The organism is Kitasatospora sp. NPDC052868 (assembly GCF_044547105.1).
Taxonomy (GTDB): Bacteria; Actinomycetota; Actinomycetes; order Streptomycetales; family Streptomycetaceae; genus Kitasatospora.
In genome coordinates, this window is sequence record NZ_JBITZW010000006.1 from 386,203 (window position 1) to 399,286 (window position 13,084).

Genomic DNA, 13,084 nt, shown 5'->3' on the forward strand with positions numbered 1-13,084 from the left:
TTGGTGGCATTCCGGGTCCGGGCGGTGGCGGGCACCGCCCGGCCGCCGGTCAGCCGGTGCAGTTGGCCCGGATCGCCGAGGCCGCGTGGTGGGCGTACGTCGCGGTGCCGCCCTTCCAGTCCTCGCCCCGGGTGTGCATCATCACGGCGATCTTGCCGGCGGTGGCCGGGAAGGTCCCGACCGAGACCCACGACCCCCTGCTGCCCACCTGGTTGACGATGAAGTCGCCGACGGTGCCCGAGCCCGGCTCCGACTTGGACTGGACGGTGTAGTAGGTCGGGGCCCCGCCGACGGCCTTGACGTCGTCGCTGGCCGGCACGTAGACGGAGAGCTTGCAGCTGCCGTTGACGACCGGGGCGGTGTTGAAGGTCCAGACGACCGAGTTGCCGTCGTCCTTGTTGGCCGTGCCCTGCATGGGCACCGAGGCGTACTTGCCGTTGCAGCCGTCCGACGCGTAGCCGCCGGAGTTGGTGACCCAGCCCTCCTTGCCGTTCTCGTACCGGCCGTACTGCTGGGTGGTGGTGGTGTTGCCGGGAGGGCTGCACCACAGGCCCGCCACGGCGTTGTAGACCGGCGCCGGCGGCGGGGTGGACTTCGCGGGCTGGGGCTGGACCGGGGCCGGCGCCGGGGCCGGCTGGGCGGCTCCGCCCGCGGCGGCGGCCGCTCCACCGGCCGCTGCACCACCGGCCGCCGCGCCGCCGGTGCTCCCACCGGTCGAGCCGCCGGTGGAACCTCCGGTCGACCCTCCGGCGGCTCCGCCGCCCGTGGCAGCGGAGCCGCCGCCGGTCGCGGCGGAGCCCTGGCCGGCCGGCACGCCGGGCGCGGGGGGCTTGCCGGCGGCCGCGGAGGACTGCCCGGGGCGGGGCTGGCCGACCGGCTGGCCGGGGGCGACGGCGTTCTGCTCCGGACCGGTACCCCCGGCGGCGGCCGCACCGGCGTCGGCGGGCGGGGCCGCGGGCACGGTCGGCGGGGCCGCCGGGTCTCCCACGGTCTGCGGGACGGGCAGCGCGACGTTGCCCTGGGCGTCCACGCCCGGGACGAACGCGTCGCCGCCGCCGTCCTGTTGGGTGTACCCGGCGGGGGGCGGGCCGCCCGCGCCCGGATGCGGGTCGTCGCCGCCGAGGTTGGAGAAGACCAGCGGCAGCCCGACCAGGACCAGCCCGGCGACGGCCGCCGCGGCGATCATCGGCTTGGAGATCCGGCGCGGGCCGCTCTCCCCGGGCAGCGGGGGCTCCAGCTCCTGGCCGGGGTCGGCCACGACGACACCGGGCAGGGCCTCGACCGCGATGGTCTCGGTGGCCGCCGCGGCCCCGGACTGCCCGCCGGTGACCGGCGGCACCGGGCCGACGGGGGCCGCGGCGGTCGCGGACGCCTCGGCGGCGGCCGTGCCGGTGGCCGGGCCGGCAGCCGCACCGGCAGCCGGGCCGGAGCCCGCGCCGGACGGCGTCGCAGCCGGGCCGGCGGCGGGCGTCTTTGCGGGGTCGGCCGTTGCGGCGCCCTCGCTCTCGTCGGCGGCGGCCGCCTCCGACGAGCCGGACGCTCCCGCCGAGGCGGCCGTCGGCTGCGGCACGACCCACGCCACCGCCGGCAGTTCGTAGCCCTCGCCGGGCGGCTGGTTCCCGCGCCCGTTCCGGTTCTTGCCCACCATGGCCCCCTGGCCCTAGACGACAACGCTCGCGGGAGGCCGCCGATCCGCCCCTTGGCGAGCGGGCGATGGACCGTCCCTCCCGGTTCGACGGATGACGCACCTCGGCAGGTTCAGCCATGAGGGCCCTGGGTCCTAACCGAAGAAGATCTCCACCTCCTCGCCGGCGTCGGCGTCCCCGTCCTCGTCCGACCCGGCCCCCTCGTGGGGCTCGTCGTCGTGCTCGTCCTCCTCGCCCGAGCCGGCCGACAGGTCCACCGGCAGCACGAACGGGAACACGAACGGCACGTCCTCACCCGACTCGGACCCCGAGTCCCCGTCCTCCCCGTCGTGTTCGCCCTCGTGTCCGCCGTCGCTCCCGTGTTCGCCCACGCTCCCGCTGTTGCCGTTGCCGTTGCCCGGCCCGGTCGGCAGGCCGACCGGCAGCACGAACGGGAACACGAACGGCACGTCCTCGCCCGACTCCGACCCCGAGTCCCCGTCCTCCTCCGCACCCGACGGCTCGTCACCCCCGTCGGAACCGCCCGTCGGCGCGAACGAGAACGTGAACGGCACGTCCTCGCCCGACTCCGACCCCGAGTCGCCCTCGTCCTCCGCACCCGACGGCTCGTCGCCGTCCTCGGAACCGCCCGGAGGCACGAACGAGATCATGAACGGCACCTCCTCCCCCGACTCCGACCCCGAGTCCGACCCCGAATCCCCGTCGTCCTCCGGCTCGGACCCCGCGTCACCCTCGTCGGGTCCGGCCGGCGGCACCTGCTGGGGGCCGGGCGACACGTGCCCTGGCACCGCCACCGTCGCGGCCGTCGCGGCAACCGTGTTCGTCGTGGCCGTCGCAGCGGCGTCGGCGGCGTCGGCGGGCGGCACCACCTCCTCCGCCTCGATCAGGACGTACTGGTTGCCGGTCGTGCCGTCCATGTCGGGCATCACCGTGCGGTCGGTCACCCGGAACCGGGCCCCGGGCAGCAGGAGCACCTCGGTCTCGTACTGCTTCTGGGAGAACGGGCCGATGTCACGCCCGCTGACACCGCGCAGCGTGAGCATGTACACCACGCGGTGCCGGTACCGCCCGACCGCGTCCTTGACGGCGAACTCGTGAGCCGTCGGGAACTCCTTGCTGGTGCTCGCATAGGTGTCGAACTCGACGTGGTCCCTGGCCAGCAGCCCCGCCAGGAACGCGCTCGCGTTGCTCTCGTTGCCCCACTCCCAGGCGCCGCGGTAGACGGTCATCTCGTTGGCGACCGGCAGGGTGTCGAGCGCCTCCAGCAGCATGGCCGCGTGGAGCTTGGACTCGGCGACCACCGCGGGCAGCAGCTCGGTGATCTTGCGCTCGAGCCGGGCGTCGACGTCCTGGCGCGCGTTCGCGGCCAGGTTGCCGCGCTCCAGCATGAGGGTGTTGACCGCCTCGTCCGTGAAGAACATGTTGGGCGCGATGTAGTGGTCGTTGGAGTGCACCAGGGAGATCATCTCCCTCAGCACCCGGCGGGTCGCCGCCGCCACGATGTCGAACGGCAGTCCGCCGCCGACACCCCGGGTGCGCTCCACGACCAGGTTGATCAGGGCGTGGTCCTCCCCCGTGTAGGCCCGGATCGCCATCAGGTGGGCCACCGTGAACCTCGCGAGCCGCTCGCGCATCCGGGGCACCGGGATCCCGTGGTCCCTCAGCCAGCGCCGCAGCGCCGGACTCGTGGGTGCGCCGAACGCCACGTTGACCTGGTGGTGGTGGTACTCCCTCGCCTCGTAGACGTCCGTGCTGGTGAGCGCGCGGAGGCCGCCGTCCTCGCCGCGCAGCGACAGCCGCTCGAAGTAGTGCCGCTCGTGCGGGAGCAGCCCCCTCGGGTCGAACTGGCGCAGCCTGTCCTCGGCGAACTCGGGACCGAGCACCTCCAGGCTCCGGTACATCGACACCGCGTCGGTCAGGTCCAGGACCCTGCCGTTCGCGCCGTCGAAGCCCGCGATCTGGGCGCCCCGCAGGATCTCGTACAGCGAGTGGTCCCTCGGCAGCCCCATCCAGGCGATCAGGCCGACGACGAAGTCCTCGCGCCGTGCCTCCGGGACGTTCAGCCAGTCGAATGAGCTGACCATCCGGACGGCCGTACCGGACAGGCCGCCGATGGCGGGCATGCCGCGCCGGTCGACGTCCCGCCGCCAGGCGGAGTCCGGCTCCAGCCGGAACCGGGCCGCGCCCTCGATCGACCCGAGCGGGAACTCCGGCCCCTGCCGCGGCCGAATCGACTCGCCCGGCTTCATCGTCCCCCGCGCGATCGCCTCCTCGACCTCCTCGACCGTCATCTCCGCCAGGTCGCCGGCCCGCAGGTGCATCCGGCCGGACACGTTCGCCGTCACCGTGGTCCTGACGTTCCCGTCGGCGTCCGGGGTGCCGGGCGTCACCGTCACGTCGGACACGGTCTGCCACTCGGGGAAGATCAGGGCCGTGTCCGGCTCCTGCCCGGGTGTGAGCGGGACGGTGTCGAGCTCCCGGGTCACGGTCGCGGTCATCGGCATGACCTCACGCTCGAGGAGCAGCGCCCGCTCGCGGTTGCTGAGCTCGATGCCGACCCGCCTGAGCCGCGACGGCGTCATCCGGCCCGGCGTGCTCATCTCGTCCGGGCGCTCGGTGCGGATCACCTGGCTCCGGCCCAGCTCGGTGGAGTTGTCGATCGGATTGGCGCTCCACCGCATGAGGTTGCCCAGCGCGAACGGGTCCAGGGAGAAGTTCCTGGCCTGCAAGCTCGAGAAGGCCGCCAGCACGCCGTGGACCAGCCTCCGCTCCCGGCTGTGCAGGTGGTCCCGGTACGGCCTCAGCCGGTCCACGTCGAGGCCGAGCTCCCGGGCGGCGGTCAGCTCCGGATCGAGCATCACCGCCAGCAGCAGCTCCTTGAAGCCGCCGATGTACTCGCCGGCCGCGCCGTCGCCGTCGGGCCGGTAGTAGGCGCCGTTGTAGAAGGCGGTGTACTTCTCCCGCGGGTTCCCGGACTCCATCATCTTGTCGATCTGGCGGACGGTCAGGCCCGAGTGGCCGATCTGGCCCGCGCTGGTCACGTCGTCGCGGGTGAAGACCTGCCTGAGGTGCACCTCCTCGATCCAGTTCGGGCCGTGGTGGTTGACGAGGACGGCGACCAGCCGGTTGAGGGCGTGGTCGATGGCGGCGTCCCCGCGTGCCGTGACGGCGGTGGCGAGCTCGGCGATACGCATCTCGAAGTCCTCGGCCAGCTCCGTCCAGCCGGGCTGATCGGCGATGGGGTGCCGGTTGAACAGCCGCTCCGTCGGGGCCATGCCGAAGGTGTGGCCCGGTCCTCCGGCGGCCGGGTCGTGGAACAGCGTCGGGTCGTGCCGCCCGTCGCCGCGGATCTGGTTCCGCGCGGCGTTCTCCGTGTAGGCCCAGACCTTCCCGGTGTCGGAGACGGCCGGTGCGTGCTCCGGGAACTCGCCCCGCTGCGGGTCGATCCAGCGCAACGTGCCGGCGCCGGTGTTCAGCAGGGTCCAGGCGTGGCCGACCAGGCCCTCCTCGGCGACGAGGACCAGCGCCCGGGTGCCCGGGCCGCCGTCCCGGACCAGGGCGACCACCCTGTCCAGGGCCGCGGAGCCGGCGCCGTAGTGCCACGGCGGGCCGAGGCGCCTGGTCACCTCCCAGATGCCGTCGCGCTCGGGCAGGTCGTCGACGCGGGTCCCCGCGGGGTGCGGGTCGCCGTCCATCGTGTCCCACAGCGCCAGGTTGACGTCGAGGCAGTTGACGGTGGAGCCGTCGGGGTTGAGGTGCCCGAGCAGGTCCGCGGTGAGCCGCGGTGCGGTGCCCGGCTCGAGCGGCCCGTCCGGCAGTGCGCCGAGCCAGGCCTGCTGCTGCTCCTCGGTGGACCGGAGCAGGCCCCGGTCGGCCGGCGGGGTGGCGGTGCGGTCCATGGTGTGCAGGCGCTTGGGCTCCGGGCTGACCGGGTCGGAGACGACGTCCGGCTCGGAGACGACGTCCGGCTCGGCGCGCCGCTTCGTGGCGGGCACGAGGACGTTCCAGATGTCGTCGCCGGTGAGTCGGCCCGAGGACCCGGGCCGGCTCTCCTGCCGGGTCGGCGTGCGGGGCTCGGGCGCCGCGGCCACGGGGGGCCGCTGCGGGGCGGGTGCGGGGACGGGGGCGGGGGCTGCCGCGGGCACGTCGGTCTGCTCGGTCTGCGCCTCCTCGCCCTCCGTGCTGTGCACCGGCTCCTTCGGCGCGGGCGCGGCCGCGTCTTCCGGCGCGAGCGGCGGGACCTCGGCAGGCTCCGCGGGCTTCTCCGGCGCCTCCGCAGGCTCCTCCTCCGGCACGACCGGCTTCTTCGCCACAGGCACAACCACCGGCACCACCGGCACCGACGGCGGCACCTCGGCAGGCGCCTGCGGCACCTCCGGGACCTCCGGGACCTCCGGAACCTCGGCGGGCTCCGCGGGCTTCTCCGGCGCCTCCGCAGGCTCCTCCTCCGGCACGACCGGCTTCTTCGGCACAGGCATAACCTGCGGAGCCGACGGCGGCACCTCGGCAGGCGGCTCCGGCACCTCCGGCACCGGCGGGAGCGTCTCGGCTGTCGGGGTCTCCCGGCGCCACTGCCGCCCCTTCTGCTCCTTGGCGGTGAAGAACGTGTCCGCCGGAGCGGTGATCGTCTCGGTGATCTGCTCCGTCGGGATGGAGACCGCGAACGGGACCACCCCGCCGGCGGTCGGGGAGGCGGCGCCCGGTCGCTCCTCCCCGTGGTGGAAGGTGAACCGGAAGGCCACATGGCCGTCGAAGTGCACCAGCGGCACCGGGACCTTCGAGTTGGCGATCGTCCGCCCACCGGCCGACCGCTCCCCGCCCTGGCGCCACCGGTATCCGCCGCCGAAGATGGCGGACACCGAGAACTTGCTCTTCAGCTTGGAGAACTCCGCGCCGATCTGGCCCATGGCCTGGAGGTGGCGGGAGTTGAGCGCGCGCTCGCTGTACCGCGCCGAGGACTCGCCGACCAGCGCGAGCTCCGCACCCGCCTCGTCCCGGTGGTGGGCGAGGTCGACCAGCTCGGCCGTCACGGACACCCAGGACTGCCGGCCGTTCACCCGGAACGGCGTGCCGGTGAGCGTCCCGCCCGCGGTCAGCCGCGGCAGGGCCGCCATCAGCCGCTCACGGCCGAACTCGTTCATCACGCGCTCGGAGCGCCGCCCGCCGCCCGCCACCCGGCTGTCCCAGACCCCCGGGTAGTGCCGCCGCCCCTCGGTGTCGAGCAGGCTGCGCAGGGAGCCGACGTCGGTGAGGTCACGGATCACATGGGTGGCGGCGAGACCGCCGGTCCAGACCCCGGCCGGCGGCACGGAGTGCGTCCTCGGCTCGGTGTCCCGCACCGGGGCGGCGCTGCCGGCCCGGGTGGTGACCGGTCCGGGTGCCTCGAAGCGGCCGTCGGCACCTCCGGTGACCGGGTGGGCCTCGGAGGCCTCGACCAGCACCTGGAACCCGACCTTCGCGTAGCCGAAGGCGTTGCGGCGGACGGCGAACGAGGTCCTCGTCATCGGGGCGATCTGGTCGGGGGTCCGGTCGCTGCCGGGCCCGGAGCCGGGCTTCAGCCCCGGGTCGGCCTTGAGCTGCTCGATCTGCTCCCGGTGCCGATCCCGCTCGGCCACCAGCCGGTCGCGCAGGTCCCTGCTGTCGGGCCGGTTGCCCAGCTCCCGGATCCGCCGGTCCAACTGCTCCAGGTCCGACGTCCACTTCCTGACGACGGACGCGTCGATCCGCCGCTGCTGACCGTCCAGCAGGGGCTTGAGCGCCGCCCGGTGCTCGCCGTCCAGCCTCGTGTTCGCGGCCTGGAACGCCGCCGGGCCGAGCTCGGCCTCCCGCCCCGCCAGCTCCTTCTGGCGGGCCGCGAACGACCGCTGGACCGCGTCGATCCGCCGCTGCTCGTCCCGCGTCCCGCGGGGGACGGACCGGTCGACGGTCCTGCCCCACAGGGTCAGGTTGCGGCGGAACTCCAGATGGAGGAGGGCGGTGCCCTCGAAGACGCTGCCGGGGACCTTGCTCTTGGTGCCGGCGCCCGTGCCCACGGAACTGGAGTTCTCCGCGATCTGGTCCTTCCCGCTGACGTGGGTCAGCGTGCCGCCGGCCACCACCGCGGCCGGGAGCGCCCCGATCGGGTCGGAGGTGCCGACCAGCCGCAGCGCCGTGGCGTCGGTTGTGCTCCGGGTGTAGGCGGTCAGACCGTCCGTGCCGCCGCTGGAGTGGCCGACGGTGTTTCCGCTGTTGAACTCGGTCGCCTTGGTGTCGGAGACGTGCTCCATCCGCTGCACGCTGGCCCGGACGGTCACGGTGCCGCCGGGCACGCCGACGGTCCAGCCCTGGCCGGCCATCAGCGACCGCAGCCGCTGCTGGAGCGCCTCGGCGGTGAACTTCGGCGCGAGCGTCCGCCTCACCCGCTGCCAGTTCCGGTCCGAGCCGAACACGGCCCGGCCGGTGGCGTCCAGCTGGTTCAGCACGTCCTCGGCCCCCGGCTGCCGTCTCGGGGCCACCACCGCGTTCGCGTCGACCGCGGTCGGCCCGGCCGGGCCGCCGGGCATCGGCGTGAGCTGGACGTCGCCCGGCTGCTCCGGCTGCTCCAACTGCTGTGGCTGCTCCGGCTGCCGGGCCGCGGCCCCGGGCGCGCGGGTGGGCGGCGCCGCCGGGTGCTCGGACTCGTGCGAAGGGGAGACGTGCAGCACGATGTCGGTGGCGCTGAGCACCAGCGACCGCATGATCCGCTGCGGCACCTGGCGCGGCGTCGCGGGGGCGGGCCTGCGCCCGCCCGGGGCGGGCGGCATCTCGCGGACCGGGAAGGCGAACTCGGCCCCGGTCGTGGCGTGCAGGGGCTCCATGGCCTTCGAGAACCCGAACCGGGGGGAGAGGGTCACCTCGATCCGGAACGTCAGGTCGCCCCGGAAGACCGCCGCCGGTTCGACGGTCTTCCCCTTGGTCACCGCGATGCTGCCGACGTCCCGGGTGCCGCCGATGACGCTGTCGGAGTTCCAGGCGTGGCTCAGCGCCCCCGCCAGGTTCGGGAGCTTGCCCGCGACGACGACGGTCTGGGTCGACCGGCTCCGGTCGTCGTGCATCTCGCCGGTGGACGTCGTGGACTCGGTGCCGACCTCGAACTCGAAGTCCGCGACGGACTTCAGGTGCTCCTTGACGGACGCCTCCGCGGCGGTGATCCGGATGTCCGCCGTGATGCCGTTGGCGGAGACCGACGTCCCCCAGCTGCGGCCGGTGGTCAGCGCGGCCGCCATCGGCCGCAGCGCCACCGGGTCGAAGAACGGCACCAGGTCCGCGGCGACCCGGTCCCACTTGGCGCCGAAGACCGGCCGCAGCGCCGTACGGAGCTCGTTCATCACGGCCAGGCCGTCGGTGATCCCGAGAACGGCGTCGGACGAACCGAGCTGGCCGTTCCGGGACACCCGCTCCGGCGGCTGGTGCGTGAGGGGCTTGGTCTCCTTCGCGGCGTCGGGTACGGGCTTTGGCACGACGGGCTCGGGCACGACGGGCTCGGGCACCACGGGCTTGGCGGCGTCCCCGACGGTGACCGGCGGCCGCACGAACGTCGCGGGCTGCGCCTGACCCGGCTGCGCGGCCTGCTCCGGCTGTCCCGGCTTGGGCTGCTCCGGCGCCGCCTCGGTCACGTACTCGTCGAGCCGGGACTTCGGGATCGCCACCACGAACCGCACCGCGGGGTCCGAACCGCCGCCGGCGGAGTCCAGGCGGCCCTGGTCGGACAGCCGGACGTTCACCTTGGCGGTGGCGAGGAAGACCGCCATCGGCTCGGCGAACTTGGCGCTGGACACCGTGCTGGACCCGGTCCCCGCGCGGTCGCCGGTACGGCGCCGGAACGCCAGCCCGCCACCGAGCGAGAGCGACACCCATTCGCCGCCCGGGAAGGCGTAGTGGAAGCCGCCCTGCGCCTGTCCGCCCAGCGTCCAGCCGACGGTGTCCCGTGCGGCGTCGCCCACCGCCGTCTCGTTGAGGACGTTCAGCTCGGCCTTGTCGATGGTCCGCAGGAACTCCAGCCGGTCCACCCTGGCGGTGGCCTGCACCGTGGTGTCCGCGTGTCCCGGTCGGCTGAGCAGCGGCCCCTGGAGCGGGATGTCCCGGCTCATCGCGGGCAACGAGGCGGCCAGCCGCTCCAGTTGGAAGGTGTGCCGGACCGACTCCCGGAACCCCGCCCACCCCTCGGCCTTGAACGCGCCCACCCCCAGCTCGTCGAGCACGGTGTGCAGGTCCTTGCCCTTGGCGCCGCCCCCGGAGGGGTTCGCCCGCGCGAACACGTCCAGGACGACGGCGCTCTCCGGCAGCCCGGTCGTCCAGAGCTCGGGCTTGGGCCGCCAGGCGGTCGAGCCGGGCTCCAGGCGGGGCGCCTGGACCTCGCCCGGCGCCCGGCCGCCGGACACGAAGGACTCCGGTCCGTCGACGGCCACCGAGTCGGCGGCCTCGGAGATCACCTGGAAGGCGACCTGCCCGGTGGCGTGCGGGCCGCCGGGAGCGGGGGTGGTGCCGTCCGGCCGGTACTCGAAGGTGAGCACGGCCCTGCCGTCGAAGATCGCCCCGGCGGCCTTCACCTTGACGGCGTTGCCGGCCCGCACGGTGACCCGGTCGATCGCGCTGCTGTCGCGGCCGAGCTGACCGGACGGCAGAGCGCCCGTGACACCGGCCGGCACGTCGCCGAAGCCCGTGTGCTTGGCGGAGGGCACCCCGGCCACGCTCAGGCTGCCGGTGACGGACGAGACGACGGTACGGGTCACGTCGGTGCCCGTGTTGAACTCCGTCTGCTCGGTGTTGCGCAGGTGCGCCATCTGCGCAACCAGCGCGGAGACCATGATGCTCCCCCGGCCGTCGGAGAGCGTGATCTCCACGGGCTCGCCGCTCATCATGGACTTCAGCTCGGTGCGCAGGGTCTGCAGGTCCAGCCGGCCGAGGACCTCGGCGCGCAGCGCCGGCCAGTCCTGGCCGAAGGTCGCCTCGCCGAACGCCTCCAGCGACCTCCGGGTGGCGCCGACGGGCAGCGCGGCCGCGGGGGCCGCGGCGGCGAGCACCGCGGGAACCCCGCCGGCCGTCCGGTTCCCGGCCTCGTCGATCACGTGGACGTTCTTGACGACGTCCAGTCCGCCGAGCGCCAGCGACTCCTCGACGCGCCGCGGCGGACGGTAGTGCTGCTGGGCGGCCGGCGGGACGGCGTCCGCCGCCTCGGCGGCCGGCACGACGACCGGGACCGGCAGCTCGACGGGCAGGCGGTGCTGCCCGTGGCCGACCGGCAGGCCCGAACCGTCCTTGCGGACACCGGAGAAGTCGAGCTCCAGCCGGATGTCGGTGTCGATCCGCAGCGCGGGCTCCGGCGTCTTGCTGCGGGAGAACGTCCGGCCCCTGCTGTCGCTGGTACCGGCCTTGCTGCGGTCGCTCACCACCCCGACCTGTCCGGTCATGCTGGTGTCGGGGGCGTTCGGGGAGAACTTGCCGCCCATCAGCAGGCCGCCGCCGAACCGCCGGCGGCCCTCGGCGAAGGACCCGGTGGTGGCGAACGAGTCGCTGCCGTCCTCGAACTCGAACTTCTTGTACGCCCCGGTGGTCGTGGCCCTGGTGACCCGGGCGGTGACCTCGACGTCGCCCTTCCAGCCGAGCAGCTCGAACGGCAGCGAGAGGCGCTCGCCCTGGGTCATCGCCGACAGCACGGGCTGCAGGGCGTCGAGGTCCAGCGCGTCGGAGAGCTGTTCCCTGACCGAGCCGGCCAGGAGTTCGCGGGCCTCGGCCAGCTGCTTCTCGGCCTTGGCCAGCCGCTCCACCGCCTGCGCCGCCTGCGGCCCGGCCGCGGCGATGTCGTCCTGGGCCTTGCGGTGCTTCTCCAGCAGGCCCTTGGGAAGCAGCTCGGGGACGCCGGTGAGGGCGGTGACAACCGCCTCGACCACGCGGTCGACGGGGCCCGAAATCGGCAGGACCCGGTCGCCTCCGCTGAGTTGGCCGTTGGCGGGGTCGGTGAGGCGGGTCGGCGGCGCGGGCAGCGGCGGCGCCTTCGGCTCCTCGACGAGCGGCACCTCCGGCTTCGGCAGCGTCTCCGGCGCCGGCAGCGCTGCCGGGACCGGGGCCGGGACCGCTTCCGGGGTCGGGGCCGGGACCGCTTCCGGGGTCGGAGCCGGGGTCGGAGCCGGAGCCTCGTCCGGCGTCGACGCCAGCACCGGCGACTCTGGCAGCGGCGGCAGGTCCGGCCCGGACAACTGCGCCGGCTGCTCCGGCACCGGCGGGGTCTCCGGCTCCGCCTGCACCTGCGGCGGGACCGGCGGTGGCGGCAGCTGCGCCGGCGTCTGCTGCGGGACGGGCCGCAGCGCCGAGAAGTGCGCCCCCTCGTAGCCCTGGCGGTAGAGCATCACCGTGCGGCGGTCGGAGTCCGCCAGGTAGCTGGAGAACTGCCCGGCGCTGTTGAGGACACCGAGGTTGAAGCCCACCGCACCGGCGGCGATCCGGGGCACCTCGTCGAAGAGGGGAGTGTTCCAGAGCGCCCGGTTGCGGATGGCCAGATCGACCGCCTCGCTCGGCTGCATGTCCGCCAGGCGCTGTGGGGTCAGGAACTGCGGATGCGGGTTCGGGTCCAGCACCACCGGCTGGGCCAGTCCCGGACGTTCCAGGAGGAGGCGGTCCCAGGCTCCGTTCGCGAGGTCGGTGAGCACGGGGCTGCCGAAGTTCTCGATCAGGGCGCTCGCGTCCACGCCGGCGGGCAGCTCGTCCGTCCGACCCATCACACGCCAGAGCGCCTGCGGCGTCAGGTCCGCGATCAGCATGTCCAGGACCGACTGCCCCCACTCGTCGATGAGCTCCCGCTGGGCGGCGCCGTCCGGTCCCCGGTACCACTGCAGTACGGCGGCGCGCAGCCCGGCGGCGTCCAGGTGCTGGTGCTCCCACTCGCCGAACTGGCGGTTCACGCCGACCAGCAGGGACGTGAAGAGGCAGTCGCCGTCGCCGGGCACGGTGAGGGCCTCGTAGGGCCGCCCTTCGATGACCAGCCCGCTTTCGAGGACAGCGCGCTCGCGGGACACGACCTCCGCGACCGGCAGCGGCACGGCGGCCTGTGACGGCTGCGGCTCCGAGTGCGGCTGCGGCTCCGGCTGCTGCTGCAGCTCCGTCTGATACACCGTCACCGTAGGTGCCTGCGAGGCATGGTGAGCGGGATTCGGCGCCGACGCGGCGTCGTTGCCGACGACGGCGCCTGGCGTGGTGGTCGTGGGGGCGGGCTTCGTCGAGGCGTTCCGGTACTGGTCGAAGGAGAGTTCGCGGACGACCGGTCCGGAGCGGAGCACGTCCTCGATCCGCTGGAGGTGCCGCGGCAGCACCTCGAAGTCATTGCGGTACGCGGCCTGGCCCATCACCCCGGGCTCCCCCGCGAACCGCTCCCGACGCCGCAGCGCCATCGTCTGCTCCGCGTACTCGTCCGGCAGACCGAGGAA

At 74.3% G+C, this 13,084-nt stretch carries 2 protein-coding genes; both read right to left on the minus strand.

Features of this window, described 5'->3' with window-relative positions; all coding sequences use genetic code 11:
• Positions 1 to 49: 49 nt before the first annotated feature.
• The gene (locus ACIGZJ_RS13875) at positions 50 to 1,648 is read right to left on the minus strand and encodes a hypothetical protein (protein ID WP_396457382.1); all 1,599 of its coding nucleotides are present in this window, start codon (positions 1,646 to 1,648) and stop codon (positions 50 to 52) included.
• Between the two features lie 132 nt (positions 1,649 to 1,780).
• Positions 1,781 to 13,048, minus strand: a complete 11,268-nt coding sequence (locus tag ACIGZJ_RS13880; RefSeq protein WP_396457383.1) for a toxin glutamine deamidase domain-containing protein — start codon at positions 13,046 to 13,048, stop codon at positions 1,781 to 1,783.
• Positions 13,049 to 13,084 lie beyond the last annotated feature (36 nt).

Bases quoted from the DNA above. Each gene is read 5' to 3' on its own strand.
- ACIGZJ_RS13880 (WP_396457383.1), bottom strand. From the start codon at position 13,048: ATGGCGCTGCGGCGTCGGGAGCGGTTCGCGGGGGAGCCCGGGGTGATG.
- ACIGZJ_RS13875 (WP_396457382.1), bottom strand. From the start codon at position 1,648: ATGGTGGGCAAGAACCGGAACGGGCGCGGGAACCAGCCGCCCGGCGAG.